At 52.8% G+C, this 15,935-nt stretch carries 11 protein-coding genes; 10 read left to right on the forward strand and 1 reads right to left on the reverse strand.

Going from position 1 to position 15,935, the window contains the following annotated elements; genetic code table 11:
• Positions 1-8: 8 nt before the first annotated feature.
• The 10 genes from ACFVHU_RS17060 to ACFVHU_RS17105 all read left to right on the forward strand — a co-directional run bounded on the left by ACFVHU_RS17060 (position 9) and on the right by ACFVHU_RS17105 (position 14,279).
• Positions 9-2,513 (forward strand): ATP-binding protein, encoded by a 2,505-nt coding sequence (locus ACFVHU_RS17060; RefSeq protein ID WP_388025528.1) that lies wholly within the window; start codon positions 9-11, stop codon positions 2,511-2,513.
• Position 2,514: 1 nt separating this feature from the next.
• Complete coding sequence (locus ACFVHU_RS17065) at positions 2,515-4,635, forward strand: hypothetical protein (protein ID WP_388025531.1); 2,121 nt, start codon at positions 2,515-2,517, stop codon at positions 4,633-4,635.
• On the forward strand, positions 4,632-6,278 hold the full coding sequence (locus ACFVHU_RS17070; protein WP_388025533.1) for a M23 family metallopeptidase: 1,647 nt from the start codon (positions 4,632-4,634) through the stop codon (positions 6,276-6,278). Before ACFVHU_RS17065 ends, ACFVHU_RS17070 begins: the two co-directional genes overlap by 4 nt.
• Positions 6,271-6,876, forward strand: coding sequence for a hypothetical protein (locus tag ACFVHU_RS17075; protein ID WP_388025536.1), 606 nt, complete (start codon positions 6,271-6,273; stop codon positions 6,874-6,876). Before ACFVHU_RS17070 ends, ACFVHU_RS17075 begins: the two co-directional genes overlap by 8 nt.
• Before the next feature lie 543 nt (positions 6,877-7,419).
• Positions 7,420-9,624, forward strand: a complete 2,205-nt coding sequence (locus ACFVHU_RS17080) for an FtsK/SpoIIIE domain-containing protein (protein ID WP_388025538.1) — start codon at positions 7,420-7,422, stop codon at positions 9,622-9,624.
• A gap of 12 nt (positions 9,625-9,636) precedes the next feature.
• The gene (locus ACFVHU_RS17085; RefSeq protein ID WP_388025541.1) at positions 9,637-9,921 is read left to right on the forward strand and encodes a hypothetical protein; all 285 of its coding nucleotides are present in this window, start codon (positions 9,637-9,639) and stop codon (positions 9,919-9,921) included.
• Between the two features lie 156 nt (positions 9,922-10,077).
• On the forward strand, positions 10,078-11,280 hold the full coding sequence (locus tag ACFVHU_RS17090) for a hypothetical protein (protein WP_388025544.1): 1,203 nt from the start codon (positions 10,078-10,080) through the stop codon (positions 11,278-11,280).
• 62 nt (positions 11,281-11,342) lie between these two features.
• A complete protein-coding gene (locus ACFVHU_RS17095; protein WP_133834585.1) occupies positions 11,343-11,618 on the forward strand; it encodes a hypothetical protein in 276 nt (91 codons plus the stop codon).
• A gap of 115 nt (positions 11,619-11,733) precedes the next feature.
• A complete protein-coding gene (locus ACFVHU_RS17100; protein WP_388025547.1) occupies positions 11,734-13,359 on the forward strand; it encodes a hypothetical protein in 1,626 nt (541 codons plus the stop codon).
• Positions 13,360-13,361: 2 nt separating this feature from the next.
• Positions 13,362-14,279 (forward strand): hypothetical protein, encoded by a 918-nt coding sequence (locus ACFVHU_RS17105; protein ID WP_388025550.1) that lies wholly within the window; start codon positions 13,362-13,364, stop codon positions 14,277-14,279.
• A 395-nt stretch (positions 14,280-14,674) separates the two neighbouring features.
• Here the strand turns inward: ACFVHU_RS17105 and ACFVHU_RS17110 are convergent, their stop codons facing one another.
• Entirely contained in the window at positions 14,675-15,904 is a 1,230-nt protein-coding gene (locus ACFVHU_RS17110; RefSeq protein WP_388025553.1) for an RNA-guided endonuclease InsQ/TnpB family protein, read from the reverse strand.
• Positions 15,905-15,935: the final 31 nt, after the last annotated feature.

The following is a 15,935-nucleotide window of genomic DNA, read 5'->3' on the forward strand; positions in this document are numbered from 1 at the left end:
TCTCAATCATGTCTAGGCGTATCCTCCACTATACCGATCTCACTGAGAATCTTGCATTCACAGATACTGGTACCGTCTGGGCTACTTGGCGGTTAGAACCGCAGAAATATGGATACGCACCCTTCAAGAAGCGCTCAATGATCAAAAAGCTTCATGAGGACCTGTTCCAGAGCCTCCGCGGCGAATCAATGCTCATGGGCATCACGGCATCTCTTGACCCTTCAGCAATGGTCGAAGCAATGATCGAAGGCGTCGACCCAGAGCAGTGTCCGCACTGGTTCCATGAAGTCGCTAAAACCCTTGAATCATGGGATGACATCGAGTTCGGCACTCGTACTTTCTGGCTGTCCATTCCGTTGAAGTCTTCTTCCTTCAAAGAGACACTGCGTCGTCACGGCACTGTCCTGCGTCGGAAGTTCCACGACGCCCTGGCCCTTCCTGGTATGTCCCCGGACCTGAAACTTTTAGAATCCAGCAGCTTGTCGAGTACACAAGCGTTGAAAAACCTCCCGACGATGTTCCGTGCTCGGCCGGCCACCCCAGAGGAACATGTCTGGCTGGCGCTTCACCATATGCAGAGAGGGCTGTATTTAGACGAAGCTATCGGCCTGCATGGTCATGACAAATCCCTGGTTGAGGGCCAGGCACAGATCATTCCTGAACCTTGGATGGATCAGGGAGCGCAAACTGATCCGCGTGAAGAGAACAAAGACCGTATCTTCCGTCGTCGTTACATCAAAGTGGCAGCCAGCACCGAGCCTTCATACCAACAGGTCCTGGCTATCCGCTCCATGCCGCTCGGTGGATTCGAATTCCCTGGCGGCGAGTGGATGAGCGCCATTGACCAACTCGCGTTCCCAGTGGATTGGGTATGGCGATTCACCACGATCGATGCGCGTGAAGCAAAGAAACAAAATGCGACTAACGAATCACGCCTGAACGATCAGCGTGATCAGAGAACAGACGAATCGGTTACGGGGTCTAATGCTGAGCTCGATGTCCACCAGCGTGATTTGCAGTTGTACCAGCAAGCCCTGAGCCGCAATGAAAAAGAAGTCTCCATAACGCCGACAGTACTTTTGGCCGTCGGTGGTTCTTCAGCAGAGGAAGTAACGTCCTACGGTAAGCAGATCATCGACTTCTACAAGCAGATGGAAGTCGGCGTCGAGGCCCCTTTGCCAAAGCTCATGGAAGAGCTGTGGAAGTCCATGATGATCGGCACCCCGATGACTCCAATTGTCAAAGAATATGCGTTGCCACCCACCACCAGTTATGACCTGTCAGCATCAATCCCTATCGCTTCTGACTCATTGGGAGCTGAACGTGGACCAATGCTGGGAATCAATACCACTGGCGGCCGGCGTACTCCCGTTTTGCACGATATCGAAAGCGCCGTGATGGGTAATAAGTCTGGCTGTTTCGCTGTCGTCGCAGAACTCGGTGCCGGTAAAACCTTGACGCTCAAGAAGATCACAGCATTCGTTGCGGAACGTGGTGGACGTTATCTGGTGATCGATAAATCAGCGACTCATGAGTGGCTTTCCGTGGCTGGTGCATTAGATAAAAAGGGCATCCCAAGCACCGCAATCAACCTAGTTGAACCAGAGTATTCTCTGGATCCTCTACGTGTTTTCGGTGTTGAAGAAGGCGCCTCACATGTGGAGTCCCTAGCTGCCATGTTGATGAACATCTCTCCCTCAGACGAAATGGGGATCGTCCTCAACGAAATGCTCAATCCGGTTCATCTTGAAGAGCACGGGATCGATTCATTAGGAAAGCTCGTCGAATTCCTCCAGGGAGAAACAGATGATCCTGAACAGCGGAGATTGGGACGTACCATGCAGGCCTTCTCGAAGAAGAAGCAGGGCCGGGTCTTATTCGACGAGACATTGCCACCGCTCAACAAAGATGCGCGGGGAATCGTGTTTTGTACCTACGGTCTGGAACTTCCGTCTCCTGAAGAGCTCAGCCAAGGTTTCCTCTTCAAACAGCTCAGCTTGGAGAAAATCTACGGTCGGGCTTTGTATGCGCTCATCGCTAGGATCGCTCACCAGGTGTGCTTTGAAGACGACTCGGATCTTGCTCTTTTCATGGCTTCAGAGGCCCACCACCTCACCAGCAATCCTCAGGGACTTGAAATCGTTAACTCCTTCCTCCGCGAGGGGCGAAAGGCCAAAGCTGTTCTTGGGATGGATTCACACGATCCAGTCGAGTTCGGAGACAAACGCGGACTCATCCCGTTCCGTATCTTGATGCGCCACACCGATGAAGAAGAAGCAAAGAAGGGCCTAGCTTTTCTTGGGCTTGATCCCGACGACGAGGAAAAAGTGGAGAAAGTGCGCGGATTCTCGCCCCAGCAAGCCGACGGAAAAATCGTTCCTGGGCGAGAAGGCGAAGCGATGATTATCGACCAGTCAGGTAACCACGGGGAAATAAAGGTCACTCTGCCAGCAGATCCTGAGATCGCTGCAGCCATCCTCACCACCCCACAAGCAGCACGAATCGGAGGCTAGAATGAAGCGCCTCTACATGCTTTTCAGTTTTGCGCTCCTTTTAGCCATCAGCAGCGTAGCAATCGGCGCGCCTTCGTCCTTGGCCGCGACGGCTCCTTCATATTCGACAGCAGCTACAAGTGAGGATTCTCCGCTCAGTACCCCAGCTGAGGGGGAGATCCCTGCCGACCCTATGAGCTCGCTGAAAGACTCACAAGGCGTTCCAGCAGAAAAGTATCTAACTACTCCCGTCGACCGCGGAGATATTTGGCACCCGCGCCATGTCATCGACGGTTGGTTTATTGATCTGTTGTGGGGTCCCTACACGGGGTCCTTTAAAACGATGATGTGGTTGATCCACTTTGTCTTCTCGTTCACATGGGTCGATTGGCTAATTTCGCCTGTCAAGGGGATTTCCGACAACATCTCTGCAGTCGTGTCTCCCATCAAATCCAGCTACATCGGATTCGCAATGGCGCTTTCAGGCGCCGTTTACGGTATTTCTTTGATCCGAGGCAAGGCCGGAAGCGCGTTGATGAATATCGCCGTAACGATCGGAATACTCGTACTTCTGATGGGCTCATTGTCTAATCCGATGAACTCAGTATTCGGTACTGATGGAGCGTTCGATAAGTTCCGGAACGCAGGTAACGAAGTAGCCATCACCATCGCTACTAACGGAGAGCAAAATTCTGATAATCTCACGGCCAATCAGGTCATCACAGATTCAGTAGGTAGCAAACTCACTGACGTGATGCTCCGAGAACCTCTGCAATATGTAGCATTCGGTAAAACCCTCGATGGGAAATGTGCGGAAACGTTCACTCGAAAGATCCAGGAAGTAGCTACTGGAGACGGTGCTGACACCCGCGTTCGTGATGCCATTTCTAAATGCGACCCACAGGCCAAAGCCTATTTAGAGACTCCGAACGGCACTCTGGACGTGATGGCTGGATCAGTCATGATGCTCTCGGGGATGCTAATTTTCGTGATCGTTTTCTTTGCCATTCTGGCCGGCGCGGTCCTGTTTCTTGCATGGCGCACGTGTGTTCTGCTGTATCAGCTGTTCATCGGCTTGTTGCCTGGAGGCGAACGAGGCGGCCTTTGGGAATGCCTGGTCATGGTCCTCTACGGACTGTTCCTCACTGGGTTCGCCCTCGCGCTCTTTGTCATTGTCCTTCTAGCGATCGTCGGCTTCCTAGATTTCCTGGCACCTCTGGGACGCAACAAATTCACGGTCGTGATGATCTTCACCGTTGTTTCTGCTGTTCTGTTGTTCAAATACCGTTCGTGGTTGGTAACAAGAGCTAAAAAGCTAGCTGAGCGGATGAAGAACACTCTCGGAGACCGTGGCGGCCAAAGCCAGCCAGTAAACGTTGGCGGCGCTATCTCTAAAGTGCGCAGTGCCGCTCACACGGTTTCAAATGTCGCTTCCGCGAGGACTATGTCCCGCACCGCTCGATCAGCTGGCCAAAATTCTGATGTTCAGGTGTCTAAAGAAGCCCCATCAAAAATGCCTCAAGACGCTCCTGCGGGCACAGGGCAAACTAACGAGCGTCGATCTCAAAGTAACGCACGGGGAAAGGTAAAAGCGGCAGCATTGCTAGCTGCCAAACGCGTACCTGGCGTAGGCACTGCAGTCACTGCAGCAACTGTGGCAGGAAAGGCTGCAAGCAAGGTGGGTAAAACAGTTAGCGCTGCTAAAACGCACGTATCTTCAGGACAGCTGAAGACTGACCTGAAGCAGCGAAAAGTAGACCGCTATCAAGGCCGTGAGGAGCGTTTTGAAAATAGCAAGAACCGTAAGCAAGAACGTGTCCAGCGATCGATGGATCGTGTCGACCGGAAACTGACCACTGCTCAGCGAAAGGATACTCAACGTCCTGGCACTCCATCAGCTCCAGAAAAGATGGAGAAGCTGACCAACAAGATGGCTGCAAAGACAACTAAATCAGCTCAAGTTGCTAAGCATATGCCGAAACGGCGTGAGCGCGTTCAGGCCAAGCTAGCAACGGCTCAGAAGGCACGTGATACTGCAGCACAGGTTGTATCGAAGCATAAAGCCAACGAAGAACTTCTGAAACAACGAGCTGAGCAGCGTCGTGCTGCTCATACTCCCGAGCCTGTGAAAGTCAGCAGATGACCAATAACAGTGCTAAAAAGACCGGTGCTGGTCTTGGTATAGGGTGTTTCCTCATCGCCATCTTGTTGGCAGGGTCAGCGCTTATTCTCCCGGTTGTGATGGTGGCCGGCTTCAGCGGAGCAGCCAAGAATGGGTCGGGGACGAACAATGACAATGGGCTCCAGTGCCAGGTTGGGGATGGGCCGAATGTAGTGAGCCCGGATCAGGCTTACACTGGCGAATGGCTCAACCCGCTCAAAGGGAAACTCACTTCGTCGTATGGTGGCCGAGTACACCCGGTTCTAGGCATATTTCAAGTACATTCTGGGCAGGACATTTCTGCACCAGATGGCACCCCAATTTTGGCTGCGGCTGACGGCGTTGTCTCAATTGCAGGCAAATCGACTGGCGGAAATTCCGGCTATATGGTCGCGATTGATCATGGTGGTGGGCTCCAAAGCCGATATGTACATTCGTGGCCCAAGGGTATTCATGTCAAGGTCGGCGAGAAGGTCCAAAAGGGACAGCACATTTCTGATGTGGGAGCTTCAGGCAACGCCACTGGCCCGCATCTACATTTCGAGATTCGTATTAACGGGCAGCCGACTCCTCCCGTCCCATGGATGAAGAAGAAGGGGGTGAATCTTGGGATTGACGAGACACAACAGGTCCAGACAGTTAATAATCAAGAAGAAAATCCAGATTCACCCAAGCAAGAAATTCCAGAGACTGGTGGAGGTTTGGCAGGGACATACCGACGTACTGATGGGCAAAAATATGTGGCCGATGAGAAACAAGCCAAAAACCTTGCAGGAGTGATCAGCGCCGTTCGAAAGCTCAAAGGAAATGACCGGGCTGTGGTGATCACGTTGATGACCGTACTGCAGGAATCTAAGGGAAAAATTCTAGCGAATACTACAGTTCCCGAATCGTTAGGGTACCCAAACGATGGGTCAGGTCATGATCATGATTCAGTAGGGCTATTCCAGCAGCGTCCATCACAGGGATGGGGGCCGGTGAAGAGCTTAATGCAGGTGGAGTACTCCACTGAACAATTCATCAAGCGGCTCTTCGCGATAAAGAATTGGGAACAGCTTGGCCTTGGGGAAGCTGCCCAGGCAGTTCAGGTCAGCAAATTCCCGGATCTGTATGACAATTGGGAACCCGTAGCTACACAGATGCTCAAAGGTGCACCTGGTGGAGAAGCGCCGATCAACACCGAGTGCCCTGCGATGGGTGCAACAACAGCACTCGCTGCGGGTTCAACAGTAGATCTCACCGAAGTACGCAGTGCTTTAGTCGATGCCGCGAAAGAGGGCCTAGGTGGCTCTCATGTCCGAGGCGGACGTGAATTCAAAAAATGGGACGACGATGGCTTTGTCTACTGGGCAACTCAGAAAGCAGAGATCCGCGGGGTTCCATATGTCGACCCGTGGGCGGCCGGCCGCCAAACAGATGATTTAGCCCCCGGAGATCTCATCGTCATGGGCAAGGTTGCGCAAGGGAAATGGGACCAGGTTGGAATCATGATCGATCAACAAACAATGGTGACCGTAACTAATAAAGGAACAATCGAGGTGCCGCTGCCAAAGAATCCGGTCGGCTATAGCCTAATACCTGAGTCGGCGACCCCAATCGTTGAGGAGGTTGAAGGCCATGAATAAGCGAGGATGGATTATTGCCCTAAGCGCAGTTGCAGCTCTCCTGCTTATCTGGCTAGTAGCTCCTAAAGATCACGCACAGCAGTCAGAATCTTCTACGACCTGGGAAGTGGAATCACCAGCTCCCCAAGTAGATCCCACCAATCCAATTACTCCTCAAATCACGATGACGATTCACGGTTTTGTCGAGGGATACTACTCCTGGTCCTACCAAGATTCCTCGGCGGATGATTGGATCGACCGCGCAGCTAAATGGTGCTCCAGTCAATACGCCAAAAAAATCCTGAAGACCTACGGCCAAGGAGATGGCGGCAGCGCCTGGACCGAAATCCAAGAGACTCGGCAAGTATCTTCTGCTCAAAATCTAGAAATCTCTCAGTTGAGTCTGACCGACGACAAAGCAGAATTCTTGGTCTCTTTCGATCATGTCACCCAATCAGCAGAAGGCGACGGATACCGTGCTGCCAACAAAGTAATCGAACTCGTCAACACACGTGAAGGGTGGCTAGTCAATAGTTGGGCTGACTTCTCCGACGGACCAAAATTTGTTGACGAAGTCGCTCCAACAGATTCACCTGACGATCAATATTTCATTGGATAACCACTTTCCTGCATAGCTTCGAAACGCAACAAAGGCGCCCTCTTGGAAGAGGGCGCCTTACTTATTGTTCTGCCTAGGAGCAAGCATCTATACAAACTCGCAGTACTCATAAGCCAGCAACTATGTGCATAACAGTGATGGAAATAGTGAACTACCTAGATGACGAATTAGGTACGACCTACGTCAGGTCCTAGAGACATGACGATGTTCATAGCTTGGTTTCGGCTCCCACCGATCTAACTAAAATCACAGTTGGGATCGCAGTAAACCCCTTAGTGGAGCAACTAGGTAAGTAGATATGGATGAAACTAATGGCATCCACGAGAACACTCTGACCAAGCGGCCTTTGGTAGAAAAGTAACCTGTTTCGCCAGCAAGAAACGAGCCGACAGATCATCTCGTGCTGGGGAGGAGAACCATGCCCTAAACCTGGCAGGATACCTTGATTTTCTTCTCTAACTCCCTTGGCTGGTGCTGATTCATCGAATCAAAGAACCTCTACGAGAACCTAGTTTCGATGATATCACACCATGTCAAGTAGGAGTGCTGGAAAATCCAGATTTCCTCATCTCTCACATGACCGATTTCGAAGTGTGCAAGGGCTATCCCCTGAGCATGAGAAATCAAATGTCATCCATGGCGCTGGAGACGCCGGACGAGTTCGCTCTCCTACCTCCACGTCGATATCTATTCGCCCAAGGACTGCTCGCCCTCGTCATCGCATCTCTAGCGGGGTGGGCCGTCGCAGAGATCCTTGGATACTCGATCAACGCAACTCTTGCCTTCAGCCTTTTGGGCATAGTTGTTGTTGGCGCGTCCGCACTTCATGGGAGGCGCCGCCGCAAAGACCGCATCATGGACGAGCTCGTACTGAGAACTTACGACGCTCTCGGTGCTAAACGAATTGACCGGAAACTGATCCGCTGCGATAAATGGACACGCTCGCTTTTGCCCAAACCAGCTGTGCTGCTTTTCCATCACAATCCAGTGACCTGGGACGGCAAACCTTTAGGACAGACCAGAGCAAATCTGGTGATCGGACTTGCTCTTAAACCAATACTGCAAAAGTTGTTTCCAGCCATGGCCATCAAAATCGAGCCAGGGCCGCAGCCCTTCACGTTAGTGGCTTCATTACAAGACGTTGAGACTGAGCAAGAAGGTACCAGCGAGGAATCAGCCGATACCCGAGCACAGCTCGTTGCCTCCGAATTGTTCAAGGATCCTATGGAAGTCGAAACCACGGCGGACCCTGACGGAGTCGAAGAAGTGACTGTGAAGCATCACCAGGGCACTGATTTCGCCATGGCAGCACGGCGCAACAGGGTCGAGAGAATCTTCAATACCCGTGTCCCAGGGCATTGGCGCGCCCATTGGGACACCGTGGGAGACGTCGTCGTATTCAAACAACGCAAGGAGCTACCTTCAATGGTGAAAATCGATATCAGCTCATTCAAGCCGATCCTCACGCATTCCCAGTACACGGCTTTTGAAGTGCCTATCGCTGCAGCTGAAAATAACTTGGTCGTTACTTGGCGTCCCTACTTGCAGTCGCACGCATTGATTGTTGGCCCCACAGGCTCAGGTAAAACCGTGATCCTGCACAATATGGCTATCGCATGCTCACATGCGGGTCTTCGCGTGTGGGTTGTTGATGGAAAGCGCGTTGAGTTCCTTGGATTCCGCTGGTGGCCCAACGTTGAGTTCATCGCGGCCAAGGTTCCGCATCAGATCAAGCTAATCCATGATGCCAAAAAGCTGATGGACGAGCGATATGACCTGATCGAAGACGGCAAGGCCTCGCTGGATGACTTCGAACCGCTGATCCTTATCATCGATGAAGTTGCTTCACTGGTGAAGCGCATTGAAAGCTGGTGGGCTGAACAAGGGTACAAGGGCAAACCGCCTGTCAAAGAATGGCTCTCAGATCTCGGACGTCTTGCACGAACAGCCAAAATTCACCTTGTACTCGGCTTGCAGCGTCCCGACGTCGAATTCCTTAACGGCGAAATGCGCTCAAATTTCGGTGCTCGATACTCCGTTGGCCGTTTGGATCCCCAGGGCGCGATGATGATGTGGGAAAACGCCGCTGTCGGAACGACTGTGGCGCGCAGCAAGAAGGGTCGAGGATTCGCCACAACTTTGGATGGCGATGTGGTTGAATCTCAGTTCATCTACGCACCGAATCCAGACCCTGTCGCACCAGGGTTTGACCCAGCATTCGTTACAGCCGTGAGGCCTTCTCAAACCCGGTGGGGTATCAAACACATCGAAGATGTGCCGGACATTCAGATCGACATCGACGGCAAAGAGCAGCCTTCATTGCTGGACGATTATCTGGACGCAAAGATCATCGATGGACCGCATCCGAACTGGGTCAAGCATGAAGAAGGAGAAGGTCCCGCTGAGAGCGCGGATGAAGCACCTGAGACAGTCGAAGAAACAGAGATCCTCGAATCCTGGCTACCTGGCGATGACAGCGCTTCGGATAGTGAAGATGACGATGAGAGCTTCGAAGGATTCTCCGATCAAACAATCTCCGTTGAACCCGCGAAACTCGAACCCGGCGACCTCGTTGAAATTGACGAAGACCTAGAACTTTGGGGCGTTGTCGAAGATGTACTCATTGATGAAGTGGGAGCGCAAATCGACTATCGCGCCATGAGCACCGGCGAGCCGGAAATGCTTGCTCTAGAACCAAGCGACAAGGTTCGGACACGTAAACCCGTTGACCCAGTAGTTGAAGACTAGGAGCAGCTCGCAATGGACAACAACAATGAAATGGATGCGCCAATCGCGATAATCGCGGTAATCAGCCTTGTGGGAATGATTGGAGTCGGATCACTGTTGGCCGGTATTTTCACCCCAGTACGAGATTGGTTGTTGGAGAAGAAGATTGTAGTGACAACTCAGGAAGCATTGGTGTCCATCGACCAATGGGGGATTGGTCTTGATCTTCCTCGAATAGTGCTCACTGGCGCCGTGCTTCTAGGTGCGCTCGCTCTTCTCATCTCTGCCGGTGCTCGTCGTCGCAAAGGGGAAAAATAGCCCTGGTTCATTCAAGAGGCCTCCTGTCATCCATAACCTGGATGGCAGGAGGCCTCTGTGGTGACGAGAAAATTCTTAGGCGCTCTTGTGACCGATTTCAGCAGATGCTGAGGCTATCCCTTTCCCGTATGGCAAACCACGACGAGGGATGGAATCATGTGTCGAGATGATCGCCGCTGCCCAGGGCAGAATTGCACTAAAGCTCGCGAAGCACACAACAGGCGGCGCCGAGATAATCGAAAAATCAAGAAGAACATTGAAGCGTGGGCAGGTAATGAAGAAAACCTAGACTTCAATGACGTCAAAGGAAAACCTGCAGACCAACTGAAAATCTGGGCCAAGGACCATGGTGCCCCTGCTGAAGTGCTCTTGGCAGGCACATATAGACCTGGAGTCGATGTTCAGAACGATAATCTTCATCGCCCCGCCCCGGAGCCGTTCAGAGACGGCGGCATGGCCGGCGGGTTTGCCGGTGGCGGGGCTGGGCTCGGAGGCGGTGGCCGAGGGGGTATGGGCGGCGGCCGCGGGGGCATTAGTGGCGATGCCGGTGATCCCGTCCAGGGCGGCAATAAAGAACCTCTTACGCTGTGTGGCATCACTGTGTCTGACAGTGATCGTAAATATGTTGAACCGGTCAAGGACCAGATCCAGGCTTTGGTTGACGTTCAAACCTCGTCGGGCACTTGGCAAGAAGGGGCTCTGCTGAGGCGCGGCGAAACAATACGCATCATTGGCGAAGGAGTTAATACGACCAAGAAAATCAAGATCGGTCGGGACGATGAACATGGATACTTCAAGCCATTCTCCGACCTGGACCACTCGACGGCCGCGTTCTATGGTCAAGATAAAGCTCTGCAGCCAATCCACGAGGCGGCGGCTTGGCAATTCGCCAAAACCATGGGTCCTGAATACGCGCAGTTGGTATCGCCTTGCATCATTCGAGAAGTCGATGGCCAGTTGGGTTCGGTATCGTATGGACAATCTGGGCGTGTTTCAAATAACACAGGAATCCCCTTGAGCGATCTTCCCAAAGACCAGGTCAATAATCTGGCCTTCTACGACGCGCTTATCGGACAGCAAGATAGGCATGGCGGTAACTTCATTGTCGATAACCGCGGAGTTGTGGGTATTGATCACGGATTCACATTCGCCCGTAATCGAGACAGAGTCAATGCTTCAAAATTCCAACGCTATCGCAAGCAGCGTGAGCCGGAACTGGCGCAAAATGAGTTCCAATTGCTTATTAAGATCACCAAATCCGATGATTGTCTGGGTATGAAAAAGATCATCGGTGCTAAGCGCGCAGACTCGCTCAAACGTAGGGCGGAAGCGATGTTGAAATCAGGAAAAATCCTGTAGCTATCACTATCAACAGCAAACAATTTATGCTAATCTAGAATAGCATATAGAAAGGAGTGGACATGCTTACACTCAGATTTTTCGGTCTTCGCGATGGGGACCAGGATGAGGTCCTAGCCACGCTCACCCTCAACGATGACCTTACCCATGAGATTACCGGGAAGGCGCCGGACGTCATTGAGCTGGACCTCAACACTGTAGCTGCAGATGGTTCAGGATTTGTTTCTTTCTCAGAGAACCCAGTGCTCTGGGCTCGATCCATTCAGACAACAATCCGCGGCCCCTATCTTTACACCAAGCTCGAAGAAGATACCTTCCCGGAAGCAGCCACAAAGTAGGCGAAGTAGCCTTCTGCTCTAGATTTAAGGACCCCTGACGATGCGCCCTCAACCTTGGCGAAACCTCGCGGACCCCCCTACCCTCTGGATTGATTTCCGGGGCCAGAGGGGCGTCATGCAGAACGGCAAACCAGTAATCGCCAAGGTTGGCGCGCGTCGCAAGTCACCCAATCTGCAGGACATCCTGGATACAGCTTTAGCCGAAGGTGCTCAACGAGTCATGTTCACAGGCAACGTCCCTACAGCAGACCGCGGACAGCGTCACTGGCTCCTCGTTCAAACCCCTGGCTGGAATGGCCTCGGACACTGGATGGGAAAACCTGTCACTGGAAGGTTTGAACACATCAATACCGGCCGACGGGTTGAAATTCGCACAGCTGCTGAATGGTTCGGCAATACTCCACTTACTCCGAATAAAGCCAAAGATGCCTGGACAGCTCTAAAGGTCATGATCGACGAGGCCTTTGAAGGTGCTCCAATTGCCCTGAGTCCAGCCGGAACAGGGACCAACCTTTGGGCCTTTTCTTTGCCGCGCAATCTAGATCCCATTCACCTCACTGAAGATATCGCTGAGGAAATCCACCGCACTTCAGGCCAGCATCACTTGGAACATCTTGTTGCAGGGCCTTCATTTTCGAAACATGAAGACTGCATCCCCCTGGTTGATCCTACTAAGACACCAGAAGCCGATGAGTTTGCCTACGTGGATGCCAGATTCATGTACGCGGCCCTATGCCGCGAGCTGGGGACTGGCCCTGGAGTCAGGCTGAATAGATCAGCTGCGAATGATCTCTTCGAGCACGAACCTTATGCACGCGGAAGGCTTCTCATCAAGTACACGGTTCCCGACACATGGAATCACGTGGGGATCTTTGGCGTGCAGCATCAAAACGCTGACGACGGATGGTACTACCCAAATCGTCCGGGTGCCACAGCAGTCACATGGGCTGATACCTCTGAGATTCATGTAGCCAGGAAATTCGGATGGCTCATCGAGCCTATCGAGGGTATCCGATTTGAAGGACATGCAGAGCGGAGCCGTAAAGACGCTGGCCATGGTCTAACCACCGCTCGACCGCTCGATACATTCGCCAAGCGAATTATCCGTGCTCGCGAATGGGTACAAAATGATGACGAGATGGATCCGACAATACGCGCTGCAGTAGCAGCTGCAATCCGAGCCATTCTGATTCAGACCATTGGTGCCTTTGCGTCTCGTGGCCGCTCCAAGTCGATTGTCACCGGCAGTGTGCAGGACCTACCCTCCTACGCTCAAGGAGAAGCCAAGCCCCAAGGAAAGCTCTGGGTCTACAAAGAGCGGCAACAGATGAGTGAGCGGAGTTACCAGTTCTATCATCCAGAGTATGCTGCCCAAATTTGGGCCAGAGGCCGTGCACGAGTGCTACATTGCCCTACTTCAGATCGCAAGGTCATAGGTGGAGCCCTTAGCGTCGATCCTTCGACGCTTCTGGGCATTAATGGCGATGCTATCTACACGACGACTCTTCCAACCTGGTCGCTGCCAACAGCTGATGGAGGGTTCGATGACGGCCGTGTAGGGAGGATGCGTCTTCAAGGCTACTTGCAAGGTTCATATAAAGTCCCGACTACTCGTGAGGCCAGGAATAAGCTGCGCAAACAATCGTCTGAGGCAGGAGCTTTGTGGGAGCGCTCGTATAACGATTCGGAATTCGAGATTGCTGATGACGATGCCATTTACCAACCAGCTGAAGAGGCATAACGATGTCCAAGCAATATGGGGACTTCACACCTTCTGAGCTAGTCGATGAGATCCGCCGAGTCTTTGACGCAACGTGGAAAGAAATCGGCGATATGATCGAGCGCTCAGAAAAGATGGTTCGTAAGATCTCCAAGGGGGAGACTAGCGGCGAATCCTATCGAGAAGCGTTATTGGAGATTCTGCAGCATGGGCGGGCTATCCATGTTCCTGCGCGTAGGAGAAACAAGGCAGGACAGTTAGTTAAGGTCCGCGCTAAGCGGAACGCTCCTGAGCCTGTCGTGACTCCTGTCGAGCATGAACCAGAGCATGAAGATTTTGATGACGAGAATCAAGAAGAGCTCGATGCCGCAGAAGATCGTTCTAAAAACTTAGTTAAGAAGCGCCGGAGAAGGTTTTTCAAGAAGACTACGGTGATGCCCAACGGTGGACGCAAACATGTCATCACGATGCCTAAAGGAAAGCGATCAAAAGGCCATCAACAAGGTATGGCTACTTTTCTGGACACGATGCGCCGCGCTGCTAAGGGTCAACGAGCTAGAGACAAACGTGGAAAAATCGGCGTCACCTTCGATCTGGGGAATGGTGATTTTCGCACCGTCGAAATCGGTAGCCACGACGGTTATCACCTCTCAGACGTCCTCTCTGATATTCGAACGTTTAAGGACGGAGATGTAGAAGCCTGGATTAAAGATCAGCTCATGGAACGGTACAAAGGAGAAGATTTTGATCCTGATGACTATTCGATTGTGCAGACTGACATCACAATTTACGACGCTGCCCGAGGCAAGGAAGAGCGTAAGGCGCTGGATCAGCAGGACGCTCGACGTTGGAATCGCGACAAGAAGGGCAATCGCCTGATTGATCCGCAACCACCTTCTGGACGAAAATCACGTCGGCGACGAAGGAATCGTGATCAATGATAGTCAGAGGAGGGACATACCAGCATGGCTGACCAGGACAGGATCGAAGAGTTTTTGAGTGGAGCCCTGCACAGGCTGCTGCCGGCCGATGTTTCCGTTGACTCGGCTGAGCTAGCCCGCACTCTCAGGGAGCAACTAGTCGATACCCAATGGCTCGCGCAGCGCCTGAATGTGTCCGAGGCCGTAGCTAGGGTGCAGCGCAGTAGGTGGAAGGATTCGTTCCCTAGTCCGGTCGTGCAACGGCCTCTTTTGCATCTGAAACATGAGGTAGAGGAGTTCATTCAGGCACGTGAGCTCTATAAGGGCCCGGGCAAGCCCCTGAACGCGACGCGACGTACTGATTGACTTCCTCCACCCCGTGAACGGGGTGGATTCCTACACTCCATGCCTTGCTCTTAGGCAGGGAGGAGTTCGGTGGGTTCGTGTTTCACCGGGTCAGCGTCCACCATTGCTAGTGCACGTCTTACGCTCCCTCCACACGCAGTTAACGTCTCTGCCAGCCCAGCAGTGACGAGGATATTTACTGAAGCGTTGTAATCACGATCCAGCAAGGCCAGGCATTCAGAGCATTCCCATTGCCTGATATTCAGAGGCTTCTTACCTCCTGGTGCACCACAGACAGCGCATGTCTGGCTGGTGGGTGCCCAGCGGTCGATGGTGATCACTTCCCGCCCGTAAGCGAGGGCTTTCTCTTTGAGCAACCGGATGAGGATGCCCCAACCGGCATCATGGATCGACTTCGCCAACCGGGTTTTAGCTAGGCCACTAATTGCTAGGTCTTCAACACAGATCGTTTGGTTCTCACGAACAAGGTTGAGGGCAAGCTTGTGGTGGTGGTCTAGTCGGGTTTCGCGGGTCTTACGGTGTTCGATAGCGACCTGATGGCGGGCTTTGTGCCAGTTCTTTGATCCTTTCTGTTTCCGAGACAGCGCCCGTTGGGCCTTGGCTAGTTTCTTCTGCCGGGTGCGCATCCAGCGTGGGTTCTCTACTTTGTCGCGTTCTCCGTTGCTTTGAGCGACGGTAGCCAGGTCGGTCAGTCCGAGGTCGATGCCACAGGCCGTGCTGGTGGCTGGCAAGGCTTGTTCCTGCACGTCCACGACGAAGGACACGTAGTAGCGCCCATCAGGCTCCTGAATCAGCGACACCGAGGACGGTGGCGAGGGCAAAGAACGGGAGAGATTGAAACGGATATGCCCGATCTTAGCCAAGCGGACATATCCCACCCCGTGAGTGGTCTCGATGATTGAGAAGCCGGCGCTTTTCGTGAATTCCGCTGACTGGCGGTTACTTTTCCTTTTGAAATTCGGCGCGCCGAGGCGACGGCCTTTGCGTCTACCAGTCAGGGAGTTGAAGAAGTTCGTGTAAGCGCGCTCAAGGTGCACCAGCGACTGTTGCAGAGGCACGGAGGACACTTCGGTCAGCCATGATCGCTCTGGGGTTTTCTTTGACGCGGTGAGCAGGGCGGAGAGTTCACCACGTTTGATGAACGGTTCCCCAGCTTTCCTTGCCCTTTCGCGGGTTGCCAGCGCGTCATTCCAGACCACACGGACACACCCGAATAAGCGCGCGATCGCGTGCGCTTGTTCCCCGGTGGGGTACGCGCGGTAGCGGTAACGCTTCTTCATACCATTGACTAGACACTTGGTGTCATGACTC

This window comes from Glutamicibacter sp. NPDC127525, from assembly GCF_042672105.1.
Lineage (GTDB): Bacteria > Actinomycetota > Actinomycetes > Actinomycetales > Micrococcaceae > Glutamicibacter.